General features: G+C 35.1%; 15 protein-coding genes and 1 tRNA gene. 8 read left to right on the top strand and 8 right to left on the bottom strand.

Annotated features, from left to right (window positions below; genetic code table 11):
- Window positions 1–82 precede the first annotated feature (82 nt).
- The 5 genes from AC4PRO_RS16455 to AC4PRO_RS16435 are packed head-to-tail and all read right to left on the bottom strand — an operon-like array spanning window position 83 to window position 4,126.
- Window positions 83–1,342, bottom strand: a complete 1,260-nt coding sequence (locus AC4PRO_RS16455; protein ID WP_492118150.1) for a hemolysin family protein — start codon at window positions 1,340–1,342, stop codon at window positions 83–85.
- A gap of 3 nt (window positions 1,343–1,345) precedes the next feature.
- Complete coding sequence (locus AC4PRO_RS16450; RefSeq protein WP_074720896.1) at window positions 1,346–1,540, bottom strand: DUF6526 family protein; 195 nt, start codon at window positions 1,538–1,540, stop codon at window positions 1,346–1,348.
- A gap of 18 nt (window positions 1,541–1,558) precedes the next feature.
- On the bottom strand, window positions 1,559–2,113 hold the full coding sequence (gene lptC / locus AC4PRO_RS16445) for an LPS export ABC transporter periplasmic protein LptC (protein WP_492118149.1): 555 nt from the start codon (window positions 2,111–2,113) through the stop codon (window positions 1,559–1,561).
- 41 nt (window positions 2,114–2,154) lie between these two features.
- Window positions 2,155–3,399: a BamG family beta-barrel-assembly machinery protein gene (gene bamG, locus AC4PRO_RS16440; protein WP_074720892.1), complete on the bottom strand. Its 1,245-nt coding sequence runs from the start codon at window positions 3,397–3,399 to the stop codon at window positions 2,155–2,157.
- Window positions 3,392–4,126, bottom strand: a complete 735-nt coding sequence (locus AC4PRO_RS16435) for a type III pantothenate kinase (protein ID WP_492118148.1) — start codon at window positions 4,124–4,126, stop codon at window positions 3,392–3,394. The genes bamG and AC4PRO_RS16435 overlap by 8 nt, the downstream gene beginning before the upstream one ends.
- A gap of 126 nt (window positions 4,127–4,252) precedes the next feature.
- Between AC4PRO_RS16435 and AC4PRO_RS16430 the strand changes: the two genes are divergently transcribed.
- Window positions 4,253–4,325 (top strand) — tRNA-Phe (locus AC4PRO_RS16430).
- Between the two features lie 206 nt (window positions 4,326–4,531).
- On the opposite strand, the gene AC4PRO_RS16425 is transcribed toward AC4PRO_RS16430, so the two are convergent.
- From AC4PRO_RS16425 to AC4PRO_RS16415, 3 genes are all read right to left on the bottom strand, one after another.
- A complete protein-coding gene (locus AC4PRO_RS16425; RefSeq protein WP_492118147.1) occupies window positions 4,532–5,071 on the bottom strand; it encodes a lipid-binding SYLF domain-containing protein in 540 nt (179 codons plus the stop codon).
- Window positions 5,072–5,240: 169 nt separating this feature from the next.
- Window positions 5,241–5,855: a 3'-5' exonuclease gene (locus tag AC4PRO_RS16420; protein ID WP_492118146.1), complete on the bottom strand. Its 615-nt coding sequence runs from the start codon at window positions 5,853–5,855 to the stop codon at window positions 5,241–5,243.
- A complete protein-coding gene (locus tag AC4PRO_RS16415) occupies window positions 5,856–7,775 on the bottom strand; it encodes a DUF294 nucleotidyltransferase-like domain-containing protein (RefSeq protein WP_492118145.1) in 1,920 nt (639 codons plus the stop codon).
- Window positions 7,776–7,993: 218 nt separating this feature from the next.
- On the opposite strand from AC4PRO_RS16415, the gene AC4PRO_RS16410 reads away from it, so the two are divergent.
- The 7 genes from AC4PRO_RS16410 to AC4PRO_RS16380 all read left to right on the top strand — a co-directional run bounded on the left by AC4PRO_RS16410 (window position 7,994) and on the right by AC4PRO_RS16380 (window position 17,105).
- Entirely contained in the window at window positions 7,994–8,413 is a 420-nt protein-coding gene (locus tag AC4PRO_RS16410; RefSeq protein WP_074720884.1) for an IS1/IS1595 family N-terminal zinc-binding domain-containing protein, read from the top strand.
- 108 nt (window positions 8,414–8,521) lie between these two features.
- On the top strand, window positions 8,522–9,760 hold the full coding sequence (locus AC4PRO_RS16405; RefSeq protein ID WP_492118144.1) for a hypothetical protein: 1,239 nt from the start codon (window positions 8,522–8,524) through the stop codon (window positions 9,758–9,760).
- Between the two features lie 27 nt (window positions 9,761–9,787).
- Entirely contained in the window at window positions 9,788–10,048 is a 261-nt protein-coding gene (locus AC4PRO_RS16400) for a DUF4212 domain-containing protein (protein ID WP_074720881.1), read from the top strand.
- A 28-nt stretch (window positions 10,049–10,076) separates the two neighbouring features.
- Window positions 10,077–11,828: a sodium:solute symporter family protein gene (locus AC4PRO_RS16395; RefSeq protein WP_074720879.1), complete on the top strand. Its 1,752-nt coding sequence runs from the start codon at window positions 10,077–10,079 to the stop codon at window positions 11,826–11,828.
- Window positions 11,829–12,097: 269 nt separating this feature from the next.
- A complete protein-coding gene (locus tag AC4PRO_RS16390) occupies window positions 12,098–14,806 on the top strand; it encodes an ATP-binding protein (protein WP_492118143.1) in 2,709 nt (902 codons plus the stop codon).
- A 2-nt stretch (window positions 14,807–14,808) separates the two neighbouring features.
- Window positions 14,809–15,171, top strand: coding sequence for a response regulator transcription factor (locus AC4PRO_RS16385; protein WP_074720873.1), 363 nt, complete (start codon window positions 14,809–14,811; stop codon window positions 15,169–15,171).
- Between the two features lie 17 nt (window positions 15,172–15,188).
- Entirely contained in the window at window positions 15,189–17,105 is a 1,917-nt protein-coding gene (locus AC4PRO_RS16380) for an acetate--CoA ligase (protein WP_492118142.1), read from the top strand.
- The last annotated feature ends 4 nt before the right edge of the window (window positions 17,106–17,109 follow it).

Here is a 17,109-nt window from a genome sequence, read left to right as displayed (position 1 = left end):
GAAAATTAAAACAATGAAAATCAAATAGATAAAAAATAAAATATTACGATTTTATTTTTTATCGGACATTAATGAAAATAAATCAGTCCTTTATGGTTAATTTAACCAATTCAATTTTCTTATTTGTAGCCTCTTCTATTACAAAATGATAGGTACCTATGGTAATCACCTCTCCTTTTAACGGAATATCGTTAGTAAAATCGACAATAAAACCACCTAGAGTACCATAAGAATCACTTTCAGGTATATTAAGTTTGTAAGCTTGATTCAAATACTCAACATCAAATCGAGCCGAAAAAATATAAGTATCATCCCCAAGTTCCTTTTCTATCAACTCTTCATCTAAATCATGCTCGTCTTCAATCTCTCCAAAAAGTTCCTCTACAATATCTTCAATTGTTATTATACCAGAAGTTCCGCCATATTCATCCAGCACCACCGCAACACTCTTTCGCTTTTTAGTAAGCAAATTCATAACATCTTTAATGTAAATTGTTTCAGGAACAAATTCGACAGGAATAACGACAGCTTTAATACTTTTGGGTTTCTTAAACAAATCAAAGGAATGTACGTAACCTACAATATCATCTAATGAATTTTGATAGACCACGACTTTAGAATACCCTGTTTCGATAAACAATTCTTTAAGTTCTGCTATTGTATCAAATAAATCGATAGCTACCAGTTCCGTTCTAGGACTCATAACATCTCTAGCCTTCACCCCTGAAAATTCCAAGGCATTTTGAAACATTTGAATTTCTGAATCTACCTCATCATCATCCTCAACGCTACTCATTTGCTCCGTAATATAATTTCCAAGTTCCACTTTACTAAAATAAAGTTGTATTTGATCACCGTCTGTTCTAAAGAATTTTTTTAAAACAAAATCAGAAACCCAGATTAAGAAAGTAGAAATAAAATAGAAAAGTAAATAGAAAACATAGGCTGGTAGCGCAAAAAACTTGATTAGACCATTTGCATAAATTTGGAAAAAGACTTTCGGTAAAAACTCTGCTGTTATTAGAACTATCAAGGTAGACAGCACCGTCTGGATAAGCAAATTCAATAAGTCCGAAAAATGATATCCTAGCGAATCTATCTGACGCATCAGTAACGCACCCATAAAAAAACCATAAACTACCAGCGCAATATTGTTCCCAATAAGCATAGCAGCTATGAATTTTGAAGGTTTTTCGGTAAGTTTAGTAAGGATTTTAGAAAGAAAATTATCTTGTTTTTTTTCTATTTCCAGATAAATTTTATTCGAAGAAATAAATGCAATTTCCATTCCAGAAAAAAAGGCACTTAGTATTAGACATACTATTATGACACCAATTTCCATAGATTAGGATTGGTCATTACGATCCTGCATCTTCTTTGCATATTTTCTTCTGAAAAAAAACATAAAAATTGCAAGTCCGGCAATCATCACACTTAACCAAGGAGTAGCCTCAGGATCGCTCCATTTTACAATAGCTTCATAAATGAAGTACAAAGCAAAAATAAGATAAATGTAAGGCGTGTATTTTAAGTAACCCATAATATAAATATTTGATTTTTATTGAGCCGAATCAAATTCGCCCGTTAATCTTTGTGAATTAATAATCTTGAAATCTTTACTAAAATCTATTCCTTGTCCGTTTGAAGATCCTTTGATATCTGTAAATTTAAACTTTTTTTCAGTAAAAAACCACTCATTTTTTTGATCGTAATACAATTGCTCCGTTTCGAGTGTTTGCCCTTGTTCAGTTGCTATCTTCACTTTTCCCTGCAAATCAATTATACCAGTAACCTTATAAGATATAGCATAATTTGACGTCACGCGAGTCTTTTTTCCTTTGTCATCATACAATGTGACATCTATCCCTTTAGGAAATTCCGTAAAAGGAAAATTAACAGTAGAGAAATCCAACATTTTAGGACTAAGTAAAACAACTTTAATAAGCCCCGAATCAGTATACTTTAAATTTACTTTATCAGCATCTCCGCTTGGTGTAAATTCCGTGACATTGATTTTTTGAACTTCCTTGAAATTACTTTCACACCCAAAAAACGTAGTCACAGCAAAAACTGTGACTACGTTAATTATTTTATATCTTTTAAATAAATCCATACGTCAATATCGACAAGGTGAAATGTACTGTAATCCTTTTATTATTGGAATTTTCTTTGAACGAACCATTTGTCATTCAATGAAAACCCTACACTAATGTTAGCATAATTCTCTTGAACCAAGTTTGATGATGTAGTTCCTCTTTTCCCTAACTCGAATCCAATATTTACATTAGACAAAGTACCCGTAATAGGCAATCCCAATCCTAAAGTAAGTCCAACATCATTTATAGATTCCCCACTAACGACCAAGCCTGTTTTTTCATATTTCAAACCCCCTCGATAAACAATTCTTTTTGCATAACTTGAAAATGAATTGTAATTAGGAATATAATACCCTCCTAAACTCACATTTCCGTACTTTCCATATCCTACATTACCAAAGTCATTATAGGTATTAGCTTGTCCTGAAGATTTTGAATAAGCCACTTTCCCACCAATTAACCACTTGTGAGATTCACCAATACCTGCACTTAAGGTTGTCTTGCTTGAAAACTTCAAGTCAACATTATTTTTTTGTTCTCCCAAAACATCCACAATATTAAACCCTGAATTGTAATCTACAGTAGCTATATCCCTTGTGTTTTGAGATGTCAAGGTGTTTTGGAATGTGTAATTAAGACTCCCATACACATTTAGCTTATTCTTTAACTTAACCTTATACATCGCTCCAATGTCGAAATTTACCCCAGACAAATCAGCCCTGTTTTTCTCGCTGGTTCCCACAGGAGTTCCAGTAATGAACTCTAAACTATTCGTTTCAATTCTTCCAAAATTATACTGAACATCAGCTCCTATATTAAAATTGGAATTTACTTTATACCCCAATCCAAGAAATGCTTTATTCAATCCTCCTGTACCATTATATCTTCTATTGATTGTATTAACATCTTCCGAAACAGACTCAATTTTATAGCCTACAGAAGAATAAGGAATTAATCCAAATCCAACTCCTATTTTTCCGAAAGGCAATCCAACCGCAAGATAATCTAAAGTTGTTCTTCTTGCCTTTTCACTCTTAGAATCTGATTTTAATGTTGTCGTATTATAAGTTCCTCCTAGTGTAAAAGTGGTAAGCTTTAAATTAGCAAAACTTGCAGGGTTTTGTAAGTTAATATGAATACTGTCTTGTTCTACCTCTACTCCAGCCATAGAACGACCTTCAGCTGTTCCTTTAAATCTAATGTCTCCAATTCCATAATAAGAATAAGGTGATGAAGTACCTTCTTGAGCAAAGGAAACTAACGACAAAAGCAAACATGCGCTTATTATAATTTTTTTAATCATTTTTGATTTTATATTGAAATGTTTGATTCAAACTTTCTAAAAGAAAATTTGAATTGGCAAATATGGTATTTTTTAATCGTTTAGCCAAAAATTCTGTATCCCCACCCGTTAAAATTATTATAAAATTTGAACAAAGACCTCGATATTCATCAATGAAACCATCAATCTCATAGACTAATCCATTTACAACTCCAGAATGAATTGATTGCGAAGTTGAATTCCCTACTAAATCTTTAGGACTTTCTAACGACAACAATGGTAGTTTAGCAGTAAAATCATGCAATGATTTATATCGTAATTGCAATCCTGGGGCTATAGCACCTCCAAGATATTTGTCATTCTCATTTACAAAATCAAATGTAACACAGGTTCCAGCATCAATGACTAATCTATTTTTCCCCGGAAACTGAAAAGTTGCTCCAGCAGCAAGAACCATTCTGTCAATCCCCAGAGTTTTTGGTGTTTCATACCCATTAACAAATGGAAAAGAGTCATTGTGAGAAATAAAATGAACCACAACCTCTTTTTCAAACTTTAAAAAAGCCTGTTTTTCGACATTTCCAACGGATGCCACAACCAAATGGGAAGTATTTATAAATTTTTTTAAAATATTTTCAATGTTTTTTTGGAGCTCCTCTTTCATAAAAACGAAATGCTGTAAGAGCTTATCCCCCTCAAAAACAGCAGCTTTAATTCTTGTATTCCCTACATCAACTGTTAAAATCATAATTTGAATTTTGATTTCGCGAAGATACGAATTGATTTTTTTAAAAAAATGTATTGGATATACTAAAAAACATTCTATCTTTGCACCCGCAATCAGCAAGCATTACAGCTTACGAAAAGCAACAATGGTGCCTTAGCTCAGATGGTAGAGCAATGGACTGAAAATCCATGTGTCCCTGGTTCGATCCCTGGAGGCACCACTTTAAAACCCAAATAGAAATATTTGGGTTTTTTGTTTTTATAATGCAATCACCAGTACGAAAAAAAGGAGCAAATTGCTCCTTTTTTCTTTTCAGCTCAATAATCGCTTATCATATTTACAAACCTTCATTACATTATGAATGAACAATATCTAAACTAAAGCATAAATTCCGTTAGCACTAGTCATAACTAACAGCAAAGTCGCTTACAATTCATTAAACTTAAATTGCTGTCCACCCACTGACGCTTCATACATGAGCCCACCTTTCTGCATCGTAAATACCATAACGCCTTCAGCATACTTTACATTTGCCGAGGCTCCAGCCGTTACCGCTACTGCCGAAACTTGAGCTGCAAACTCTAATTGACTGTCTTTAAATCGTTCCATATCCTTTTTAGACTCAAAAAATATCACCTCCCGATATGCTTGTCCACCTGCTTGAAACCCTATACTCAGTTGCGATAGCTTTGCCATACCTACCAAAGCACTTTGCTCATAGACCACTCCATTTCCAGCTGCTCCTCCTATGCCAAACCCACCTTTACCTACATTAGGAAAGACGGCATAGCCATACGCTTTTTCAAAAAGTCCTTCCATAAGAGGATCCGTTTTAATGAATTCAATCTTAGCCATCTTGCTGTCGGCAATAATTTTATTTTTTTTTGAGCGAGATTGCCCGAACATGGGGGTTATGACTATTATACAAGCCATCACCATTATCCAAATAACTTTTACTTTTTTCATAGCTTCTATTTTAAATTGTTATCAAAAAAACCAATTCCGAATACGGACACTTTCAATCATTAACTAAAAAGTGAAATATGGTTATTCAAATTTAAAATAAATTTTTCAAATAATAATCAAATAACCTGATTACCAATAACATAAAGTAATAAATTATAAAACGACAACACTACTTCCATTTGCTTTTAAGTCGCAAAAAAATCAATGCTGTTATATATGCATCGCCAATTGCTGTGTGTCGGTCACTTGTCTGAATTTTAAAAATTCCACATAATTCGTCCAAACCTGTATGCTGATCTTCCTGTAGTCCCTTAAATTTTTGATACATCATATCAGTATCGATACTTCTATTTTTAAGTTTACTCAGCCCCATTCGTTTTAATGCCTCATTTATCATTTTAACATCAAAACTCACATGATGACCCACAAGTACAGCATCCTTTATAAAAGCGAGAAATTGCATCACTGCTTCAGTTTCTGTTATTTTTTCTTCCTTCCCTTCTTTTAAAATTCCATGAATAGGCACTGTTTCTTTTTTAAAAATATCTTGAATCAAAAACAACTCTAAATAATCGCTTACACTAATGGTATTTTCATAAATACCAACAGCACCAATCGACAGAATCACATCTGTTCTATAATTCAAGCCTGTAGTTTCTGTATCAAAAGCCACACTGCGTTGTTCTAAATTATTTTTTACTTTAGAATCAAAACAGGACAAATAGCTTTGCCAAAATTCAGGATAGACTTTTTTATCTTTTTTAAACCAATTAAATAGCTTCATTTAAGTAAAATAAGTGAGTTGAAATCGAGTTTTGAGAATTTCCTGCACCTCGTGTATCGGCTGAAAAGCATTTTTGAGCTTTACCTTATCTAGCTTTGATAATTTATTTAAGTCTAGATATCGTCCACCGGAATTATTTGCAAAACCTTCTTCAGTTCTAAATTTTAGCAATACAGAGAACGCCTCTGAACAAGCCTCATAAATCGCAGCGTTTTGCGGCTCTAAAGCTGATAATTCTTTAAATCGCACCAAAGTATTATTAGTCCCAGTAATTTTTTGATTCAAACACAGTAATCTGGCCGCATCAATTAAAGGCATTAACCCCCGACCTTTAACATCAAAACTATCTTTATATTCGCCATCTTTCTCTACTAAAAACTGCCTAAAGAAACCCAATGGAGGTGGGCTTTTCATAGCATCTCCTCCTAAGTAAGCAAAGAAGATTTGATTATTATCTATATTTTTAAAAATAGCCTCCGTAATTGCGTCAACTAACGTTTTATCTCCATAAACAAAGTCATAATCAAAAAAAATGGAGCACATTAGAATCCCTTTCTCTCCCGGGCTGTGAATCCAAGTCTCATACTGCTCCTTCCATTCTGTTACTGACTTGCACCATAATGGATTACTCGCCATCATTTCAGCGGGACAAAATTCGTAGCCTACTACATTTAATACATTCGTCACATTTTCTGCTAATTTTATAAAGTATTTTTTAACCTCATCATATCTATCTGCGGCTACATCTTCAAAAACCAAGGCATTATCTTGATCTGTCAATAACAATTGTTCTTTTCTTCCCTGGCTTCCTATATTCAACCATGCAAATGGAACGGGAGGCTGTTCCTTCATTTTTAAAATAGACAATTCAATGGCTCTTTTTGTAATAGCCGTATTAATCTCCCCTACAATTTGACAAATATGTCCGATAGGAATATTTTCATACAACGCATTCTGAATCAACTGCGTTAAATTCTCTCTAATCCCTTGAAGTTCTAAAGCAGTATTTGCACGTTTTGTTTGTTTCACAAGCACTCCAGGATTATTAGCCTGAGCAGTAAAAACATCGTGCTCAGAAATAATCCCTATAATTTCTGATGCTGTCGTACCATCTGAAGTCACACACAAATGCCCAATATTATGCTGCATCATTAGCAACTGGACCTCAGCAACAGATCGATTTGCAGGGACAGTAATTACCGGTGCTGACATAATTTGGTCCCCGGTATCGTTTATAGCAAACATTCCCGTAGCAATTTTAGACCGCAAATCTTTGTCGGTAATAATACCTATTGGCAATCGATTCTCTTCAATGACAACACTTCCTATTTTATACTTCACCATCATCTGAGCTATACTTTTTACAGTTACTTTTCTGTTAGCCGTGATCGGGTTTTCAGTATGCGAAATGGGTTTGAAATACTGAATTATAGCATCCTGTTCGTTATAAATTACATTTTCTGAAATCAGTTTCCCCTTATTCTCTTTGTCGTAGGGATTTCGTGTATTAGACGCGAAACTTTCTAATAAAAACTCAGAAACCTCCGGATTCTGAAAAATATAGGCTTTAAAAACAGCAATTGGAATAGCATAAAGCAAACTTTCTTCCCGAGCCATGGCATCCATCAAATAATTATCCTTAGCAAAGAAAGGACGCAACCCTAGAATATCGCCTTCATCACATTTATCGATGAGGATTTCTTTTTCATCATAAGAAATCGACAAGCCCACTGCTCCGTCTTTAACAATATAAAAAAAAGAATGAGGCTGGTCATTCACATTAAAAAGCACCTGATTTTTCTCCAAATAAACCACCTGAGATTCTTTGGAGATGGTAATCAAATCAGGCATACTAAGACTCAAAAATGGAGGGTGTTTTTTTAAAAAATCGGCTACTCGTTCTGCTATTGAATTTTTCATAAACTGTTTATTGATATCTAAAATTACATAAAATAGACAAGGTTCTAACTATAGACTAATTAAACTCCAGAAAAAGTAAGAGCAAATCTCGCTTAAAACCGCTAAAACCTCAACAAATTATTGTTATAAATAAACTTCCTATAAATTAAACCCATTTTATTTACATTATTCGTTTAGTATAATTGCTAATTTACTATATTTATGCAAATTTTATATATATGGAACTTTTAGCCTGTCCGAAATGCCAAGGAACCCACATCATCAAAAGCGGTGTAATCAACAATAAACAAAGGTATTTATGTAAAAAATGCAATTATTTTTTTACTGTTAATAAAATCGGAAAAAAGATCGATGATTACTATGTCACCAAAGCATTACAGCTGTACCTAGAAGGATTGAGTTATCGCGAAATCGAGCGTATTATTGGGGTGTCCCATGTTACCATCAGTAACTGGGTAAAGTCTTTTAACATAAAAAAACCTTCTCATGCTAACTACCATCCTACTTACAAGATTTTTAATCACTTAGAACTAGTAGAATATATCAAAAACAAAGATTTACTATCAGGAGCAGGAATGATAATAACCGAGTTAGGGGATAAGTTTATGCTTATAAAATGGGAACGTTTCAAAGATTAACTATAGCTTTTTACACAAATATATACCTTACTTTTTTTTCTTAACAAAAAATTAGACTTTGGCGGTCTAGAAACTAACCACTTCTCTTAACCAAACTAATAATTAATTATGAAAAAAGTTTATTTGATTGCAGCAGTCCTGCTTCTATCCTTAAAAGGCTTTTCACAAGGCTCTCCTGATTATGGAGCCGGAATGAAATTTAACCTTGATGAGGATGGCTCAAAGTATCTTAGAGTGATATCTTGGGCGCAAATTTGGGGACAATACAATTCAGACCGTCCACTTGACGGAAACGGGAATGAACAAGCTGACTTAGATTTCAGTGTAAGAAGAGCACGTGTATTGTTATATGCACAAATTAATAAAGACTTTTTAATTGTAACTCATTTTGGACTTAATAGTCTAAACGCAGATTCAATGAGTCCAACGGGAAAAGGTGATGGCTCACAATTATTCATGCATGATGTTTGGGCTCAATACAGCCTTGGAAAAGACAATGCTATTGGGGGTGGATTACATTACTGGAATGGAATCTCTCGTTTGAACAACCAAGGTACTTTAAACCTAATGACCTTAGACAACCAAAGACAAGCTTGGGCGACTTTAGGTTTATCTGATCAATTTGCCAGACACATTGGGGTATACGCCAAAGGAGTTTTTGGGAAATTTCAATATCGCGTTGCTATAAACGGTGCGGAAACTAACAATTTACAAGCCACTACAGTACCAACAAATAATGGTCCAGCAACTTATACTGGTACAAGATTATTAGGTTCAAAAGAAGCAGGAAGAACATACGCTGGTTATTTTGAATATGGCTTTTTAGATTCTGAAAGCAACTTCTTACCTTATAAAGTAGGTACTTATTTAGGAACAAAAAAAGTATTCAACATAGGAGCTGGTTTCTTTTCACATCCTAATGGTTCTGTAATTGCTGATGCAGCTGGAAATTTAAGCGGAGAAAACGTTACTATTTTCGGACTTGATGCTTTTTATGATGTGCCAGTAGGAACTCAAGGCGCTGCTCTTACAGCATATGCCTTATATCAAAACAATGATTACGGAAAAGACTACAGACTAGGGACAACTTATGAAACAGGATCAATGGTTCATGGACACCTAGGTTACGTTCTTCCTGGAAAATCAAAAACTCGCTTTCAACCGTATGTGTCTTATGACCAAAGACAAATAGATGCTATAAACGACAATGCTTCTCAAGTAGGTATTGGTGCTAATGCATTTTTTAGCGGTCATAATTCTAAACTAACTTTAGAATACCAAACTTTAAAATATGGTACAAACAAAGCCGTAAATACAATTACGCTACAAGCAATGATTTACCTATAATCTATTCACTTTTTAATTACAACTATCATGAGCGATAAACAAGACAACGCAACTGCGTATTGGAAGGAAAACCTAAAATACCTTCTAATCTTATTAAGTATTTGGTTTGCTGTTTCCTACGGGGCAGGAATCCTTTTCAAACAAGCATTAGATTCCTTTAAATTAGGTGGCTTCCCACTTGGTTTCTGGTTCGCACAACAAGGTTCAATTTATGTATTTGTCATACTAATATTTGTTTATGTTTATTTAATGAACAAACTAGACAAAAAATACGGCTACGACGAATAATTTAAAAACTATAAAAAAATAAAATATCATGGATTTACAAACTTGGACCTATATACTTGTTGGAGTAACATTTGCCCTCTACATTGGGATTGCAATCTGGTCGCGTGCGACATCGACTAAAGAATTTTATGTTGCCGGTGGAGAAATTTCGCCGTTAGCAAATGGTATGGCTACAGCCGCTGACTGGATGAGTGCCGCTTCCTTTATATCTATGGCTGGAATCATCTCTTTTGATGGATATGACGGGGCCGTTTATTTGATGGGCTGGACGGGCGGATATGTATTACTTGCCCTATTACTTGCGCCTTATCTAAGAAAATTTGGGAAATTTACTGTGCCGGATTTCATTGGAGAACGTTATTACTCTAATAGTGCTAGAACCGTTGCTGTCGTTTGTGCACTAGTGGTTTCTTTTACCTACGTAGCCGGGCAAATGCGTGGTGTGGGCCTCGTATTTTCTAAATTTTTAGAAGTTGACATCGACACTGGAGTTATCATAGGAATGGTAATTGTTTTGTTCTACGCCACTCTAGGAGGAATGAAAGGGATTACATACACCCAAGTAGCACAATATTGTGTCTTAATATTCGCCTTCATGGTTCCTGCTATCTTTATTTCTATACAAATGACAGGTAACCCAGTTCCGCAATTAGGAATGGGAGGAAAAGTTTTAGGGGCTGACACCTATTTACTTGACAAATTAAACGGTCTTTCTACAGATCTTGGATTTGCAGTATATACTGATGGAACAAAATCAATGATAGATGTATTTGCAATCACATTAGCCTTAATGGTTGGTACTGCAGGATTACCTCACGTTATTGTTCGTTTCTTTACCGTTAAAAGAGTAAAGGATGCTAGAAAATCAGCTGGATATGCATTGATTTTAATTGCCATATTATATACTACTGCACCGGCAATTTCTGTTTTTGCAAAAACAAACTTAATTGAAACTGTTAACGGAAAAGACTACACTTCAATGCCAGCCTGGTTTACTAAATGGGAGAAGACCGGCTTATTGGCTTTTGAAGATAAAAACGGAGATGGTAAAATTCAATATTATAATGATGCCTCTAAAGACACTGCCTTTTTAGCAGCTGAAGAAGCAAAAGGAAATAAAGGTAGCGAGTTAGTTATTGATAAAGATATCATGGTACTTGCTAATCCTGAAATTGCTAACTTACCAAACTGGGTTATTGCATTAGTTGCTGCTGGAGCATTAGCTGCTGCCTTATCTACCGCTGCTGGTTTATTACTAGTAATTTCAGCGTCTGTATCTCACGATATTATCAAAAAAATGATCAACCCAAATATTTCTGAAAAAGGAGAACTTTGGGCTGCCCGTGGAGCTGCAGCAGTTGCAGTAGTTATTGCAGGTTATTTTGGTATCAATCCTCCAGGTTTTGTCGCCGCAGTTGTGGCGCTCGCTTTTGGATTAGCCGCTGCATCTCTTTTCCCTGCGATTATCCTTGGAATTTTTGATAAGAAAATGAATAAAGAAGGAGCTATATCAGGTATGGTTATCGGACTTTTATTGATGCTTTTCTACATGTTGAAATTCAAATTTGGTCTTTTTGATGGTGGACAAGATGCTGTTGCCGGTTTAAAAGAAAGCTGGTGGTTTGGAATTTCTCCTGAAGGTTTTGGGACCATAGCAATGATTGTAAACTTTGCCGTAGCATTTACTGTTAAAAGTTTTACACCAGCGCCTCCACAAGATGTTCAAGATATTGTAGAGCACATTAGAATTCCTTCTGGTGCTGGCGAAGCGACACATTAAAAATTATTAAATAGGTTATAAAAATTATTTTTAAACTATACAATCTCTACATTTGTTTGTAGAGATTGTATTATTTAACAACATGAAAAAAAGACACGAACAAAAGTTGGTTATCCTTTCAATGCTTTTAATATTAGCATTGAATATTCCGCTATTGCTATTATTTGATAATTCAAAATCTCTTTTTGGGTTTCCAATAATCTACGTGTATATCTTTTCGGCATGGTTGTTCTCTATAGCGATATCGTACATAATCATAAAAAAATATTATGAGTAGTATTGGTCTCTTATTGATTTTAACCCTCTATGTATCGATTCTCTTTTACATAGCGCATTGGGCAGAAAAAAGGAATAATTCTAAATGGACTACAAACCCTTATATCTATTCTTTTTCCTTAGCGGTATACTGTACTGCATGGACTTATTATGGAAGCATTGGTGTTGCTGCACAATCAGGTTTAAGTTACCTCCCTATTTATTTGGGCCCAGTCATTATCATACCAACTTGGATGATAATTCTTAAGAGAATTGTACGCATTTCAAGAGTAAACAAAATATCTAGTATAGCCGATTTTATTTCTTTGCGTTATGGCAATAGCAGGTTTCTAGGAGCACTAGTAACCTTGATATGTATTTTTGGAGTTTTACCGTATATTGCATTACAACTAAAATCCATTTCCGACACTTTTAATATTGTCACTAATACACAGTCAAGTTCCAATATCTTTAGTGATACTACGACGTATGTTTGTATTGCTTTAGCATTATTTGCCTCCTATTATGGAACAAAATATGTAGATGCTTCCGAGAAAAGACGCGGAATTGTCACCGCTGTTGCGATGGAATCTATCTTAAAATTAGTCTTCTTTTTAATCATTGGTATTTATGTAACTTACTTTGTATTTGATGGCTTTGATGACATCTATGCTAAAGCAGCACTACTTGATAACTTTGACAAAAAAAATACTATCGGGGGACTATCCGAAGGTATCAATTGGTTTTTTCTTTGCGTTTTGTCCATGTTTGCTATTTTTCTTTTGCCAAGACAATTTCATACCGCAATTGTTGAGAACAATAAGGAAACACACATTAGAACAGCGATATGGCTTTTCCCATTGTACTTATTACTTTTCAATATTTTCGTCTTCCCTATTGCTTGGGGTGGCAACATTCTTTTTGAAGGACAAGGTTTAAATGCAGATACTTATTCGCTATTGATTCCACAGTTCTTCAACAATAATACCTTGACCGTTTTAGTATTTCTAGGTGGGTTTTCGGCAGCCATTTCAATGATTATTGTTTCGTCCATTTCCTTATCCACTATGCTAAGCAATAACTTACTGATTCCTTATGGATTTGTGGGTTCATTAGAAAATACTTCGCAAGAAAAAAACAACAAAAGAATCTTAAACTCTAGAAAAATAGCTATTTTTTCATTGATCATTCTAGCCTATTTCATCTATAGATTTTTTGTTTTAGATTACTCATTAGTTTCTATAGGTTTAGTTTCATTTGTCGTTATTGCACAATTGGCACCCGCTTTTTTTGGTGCTTTATTTTGGAAAAGAGGTTCTAAAAAAGGTGCTATAACAGGTATCGTTCTTGGTTTCCTTGTCTGTTTTTACACCTTATTGCTTCCCTATGCCATCGGAATCACATCTTCTTCTAGTACATTCATTCAAGAAGGACCTTGGGCAATTGAAATATTAAAGCCTTTTCAGCTTTTTGGACTGGATTATTTAGAGCCTATTCAACATGCCTTTTTTTGGAGCATGCTGCTAAACACGATGAGTTATCTCGCTGTTTCAGTAAGTTTCAAGGGAAATTACAGAGAGCGCAACTATGCCGAAATGTTTGTGGATATCGATAAATACATCACAAATCATGAGAATGCATTTGTATGGAAAGGAACCGCCTACATCTCCGACATTGAAAAAGTCTTGCAACGTTTCTTGGGGCAGGACAGAACAAAACGTGCACTGAACATTTTTAACGTAAAATACAATATCGATAAAAACATCACCACTGCCGATGCCCGATTTATAAAATTTGCAGAGAATTTATTGACCGGTCATATTGGTACGGCTTCCGCCAAAATTTTAATTTCAAGTGTGATTAAAGAAGACAAAATAAGTCTTCCAGAAGTATTACGTATCCTAGAGGAATCGAAAGAACGCATTATCATCAACAAAAAACTGACCGATACTTCGAATGAGTTCAAGAAAATATCAGATCAGTTAAAACACGCAAATGAGGAACTCATTCAAAAAGACATTCAAAAAGACGAATTTCTGGACACCGTTACGCATGAACTCCGAACACCCATTACTGCGATACGTGCCGCAACTGAAATCCTACATGATGACGATGATGAAATTCCAAATGAAGTAAGAAAACAATTTCTGAAAAGTATTATATCAGAATCAGATCGCCTGAATCGCTTGATTGATAAAATTTTAGATTTAGAAAAATTCGAAACAGGTAAACATAAAATTTATCTGTCAAAAAATGACATTTCAAAAACCATAAAAAACACAATCGCTTCAGTCAGACAATTAATCAAAAACAAAAACATTAGTGTAACATTTAATGCCGCTTCGCAAGAAATAAAAGCCTTTTATGACGAGGAAAGAATCATCCAGGTGATCCACAACCTATTATCAAATGCTCTAAAATTTTGCCCTGCAACCGACGGAGAAATTACGATTACCGTAACTGAGAATAACAAAGATGTAGAAGTCCGCGTCCACAATAATGGCAAGGCGATAAAAGTAGAAGAGTTTGAACCCATATTTGATAAGTTTTATCAGTCTCGAAATCAAAATGTAAAAAAACCTGTGGGAAGCGGCTTAGGACTTGCCATTTGTAAACAAATTATAGAACACCATAAAGGGAACATTTGGGTCGAAAGTACCGAAGAAAAGGGTGCTACATTTATTTTCACATTACCCAATTACAATACAACTGAAAAACAATAGAGATGAAGAAAATTTTAATTGTAGATGATGAACCCAATATTGTTATGTCACTGGAATATACATTCAAGAAGAATAATTTTGAAGTTTTTATAGCACGCGACGGACAAGAAGCATTAGACATTCTAGAGAAACAACTTCCGGATGTTATCATCCTCGATGTCATGATGCCCATGGTTGACGGTTTTGCCACATTAGAACAAATAAAAAAAGACAAACGATTACAACATTGTAAAGTCATTTTCTTATCGGCAAAGAACAAGGAAAAAGACATTGAAAAAGGAATTTCATTAGGAGCAAATCTCTATGTGACAAAGCCCTTTTCAATAAAAAAATTAGTAGAACAAGTACAGGAATTAATTCAATAATTTAGAATATCTTCATCATGAATTACAAAGAATATTACGCAAAAAGCATTTCTCAACCTGAAAATTTCTGGAAGGAGCAAGCAAACACAATCGAATGGTATAACAAACCTGAAATCACCTTGTCAGAAGATGAGAACGGCTATCCTTTATGGTATAAGGACGGCGAATTAAATGTATGCTACCTCGCGCTGGACAAACACATTCAGGATGGCTATGGTGATCAAGTGGCAATTATCTATGATTCCCCAGTGACCCAAACCATAAAAAAATACACGTTCTCAGAAGTAAAAACCGAAGTAGCAAAACTCGCCGGCGGAATGCAATCCTTAGGATTAAAAAAAGGACATACAGCCATAATTTATATGCCGATGATTCCCCAAGCTGCTTTTGCAATGTTAGCTTGTGCTAGAATTGGGGTAACCCATTCGGTAGTTTTTGGAGGTTTTGCACCGCATGAATTAGCAATCAGAATAGATGATTGCAAACCTCGTTTGATTATAACGGCCTCCTCTGGAATAGAAGTGGACCGATTAATCACCTACAAACCCTTAGTGGATGAGGCTATTGAACTGGCTTCTCACAGACCAAAAAAAGTAATCGTATTCAACAGAAAACTAGGCGCCCGAATTCCATTTAAGAAATATGATGTGGATTATGATGCTTTAGTTTACGGTTCTGAGGAAACGCCCTGTGTAGCTGTTAACGCCTCACATCCGTTGTACATTTTATATACTTCTGGAACAACTGGAAAACCAAAAGGAGTGGTCCGTGACACTGGTGGTTGCGCGGTTGCCTTAAAATTTTCGATGCAAAAAATCTACAACATAAAAGAAGGTGATGTTTTTTGGGCAGCATCAGATGTGGGCTGGGTAGTAGGTCACAGTTTTATCGTTTATGGTCCTTTAATCAATAGAAACAGTAGTATTATTTTTGAAGGAAAACCAATAAAAACGCCAGATGCCAGTACTTTTTGGAGAATTATTGACGAGCATAAAGTAAATGCAATGTTTACGGCTCCAACAGCCATTCGCGCCATCAAAAAAGAAGACCCAAATGGGGATTTCATAAAAAAATATGATTTGAGTTCTTTGAAAACACAATTTTTGGCCGGAGAACGATGTGATATTCCCACGTTAGAATGGTATAATCAACATATTCCCGTTCCTGCAATTGACCATTGGTGGCAAACCGAATCAGGATGGCCTATGATCGCTAACATGTTAGGAGTTGAAAATTTACCCATAAAACCCGGGTCTGTGGGTAAAGCAGTTTGTGGTTATGATATTAAAATATTTGATGAAGAAGGAAATGAAGTACAAGCCAATCAACAAGGATATGTGGTCGTAAAACTCCCATTGCCTCCTGGAACGCTACTTGATTTATGGAAGGATAACCTCCGCTTTAAGGCAGGCTATTTAGAACAATTTCCAGGTTATTATTTTTCAGGTGATGGAGGATATAAAGATGAGGACGATTACATTTATATTACAGGAAGAGTCGATGATGTTATCAATGTTGCGGGACATCGTCTTTCAACAGCTGAAATGGAAGAAGTAGTCGCGTCGCATCAATCCGTTGCAGAATGTGCAGTTATTGGAATCAACGATGCCCTAAAAGGACAAATCCCTTTAGCATTGGTGGTAACCAAATTATATGATGATACCGAGCATTTTCAGCTAGAACATGAAATTATCCAGATCGTACGCCAGCAAATAGGTGCTGTTGCTTCATTGAGAAACGTAGTTATCGTGAATCGACTGCCAAAAACACGCTCTGGCAAAATTCTTAGGAAACTCATGCGAAGCATCGCAGACGGGGATCAGTTTCAAATTCCGTCAACTATCGATGATGAAGCCATCATCGATGAAATCACCGAGGTCTTACAAAAATATGAAATCGGTACTTTTAACAAGAACAACAATCTAACTAACTAAATAC

Source organism: Flavobacterium sp. DW-iso2 (assembly GCF_058725285.1).
The sequence above is the reverse complement of the archived record's forward strand: the minus strand, read 5'-3'. Positions and strand labels throughout refer to the sequence as shown.

Bases quoted from the DNA above. Each gene is read 5' to 3' on its own strand.
- AC4PRO_RS16455 (WP_492118150.1), bottom strand. From the start codon at position 1,342: ATGGAAATTGGTGTCATAATAGTATGTCTAATACTAAGTGCCTTTTTT.
- AC4PRO_RS16450 (WP_074720896.1), bottom strand. From the start codon at position 1,540: ATGGGTTACTTAAAATACACGCCTTACATTTATCTTATTTTTGCTTTG.
- lptC (WP_492118149.1), bottom strand. From the start codon at position 2,113: ATGGATTTATTTAAAAGATATAAAATAATTAACGTAGTCACAGTTTTT.
- bamG (WP_074720892.1), bottom strand. From the start codon at position 3,399: ATGATTAAAAAAATTATAATAAGCGCATGTTTGCTTTTGTCGTTAGTT.
- AC4PRO_RS16435 (WP_492118148.1), bottom strand. From the start codon at position 4,126: ATGATTTTAACAGTTGATGTAGGGAATACAAGAATTAAAGCTGCTGTT.
- AC4PRO_RS16425 (WP_492118147.1), bottom strand. From the start codon at position 5,071: ATGAAAAAAGTAAAAGTTATTTGGATAATGGTGATGGCTTGTATAATA.
- AC4PRO_RS16420 (WP_492118146.1), bottom strand. From the start codon at position 5,855: ATGAAGCTATTTAATTGGTTTAAAAAAGATAAAAAAGTCTATCCTGAA.
- AC4PRO_RS16415 (WP_492118145.1), bottom strand. From the start codon at position 7,775: ATGAAAAATTCAATAGCAGAACGAGTAGCCGATTTTTTAAAAAAACAC.
- AC4PRO_RS16410 (WP_074720884.1), top strand. From the start codon at position 7,994: ATGGAACTTTTAGCCTGTCCGAAATGCCAAGGAACCCACATCATCAAA.
- AC4PRO_RS16405 (WP_492118144.1), top strand. From the start codon at position 8,522: ATGAAAAAAGTTTATTTGATTGCAGCAGTCCTGCTTCTATCCTTAAAA.
- AC4PRO_RS16400 (WP_074720881.1), top strand. From the start codon at position 9,788: ATGAGCGATAAACAAGACAACGCAACTGCGTATTGGAAGGAAAACCTA.
- AC4PRO_RS16395 (WP_074720879.1), top strand. From the start codon at position 10,077: ATGGATTTACAAACTTGGACCTATATACTTGTTGGAGTAACATTTGCC.
- AC4PRO_RS16390 (WP_492118143.1), top strand. From the start codon at position 12,098: ATGAGTAGTATTGGTCTCTTATTGATTTTAACCCTCTATGTATCGATT.
- AC4PRO_RS16385 (WP_074720873.1), top strand. From the start codon at position 14,809: ATGAAGAAAATTTTAATTGTAGATGATGAACCCAATATTGTTATGTCA.
- AC4PRO_RS16380 (WP_492118142.1), top strand. From the start codon at position 15,189: ATGAATTACAAAGAATATTACGCAAAAAGCATTTCTCAACCTGAAAAT.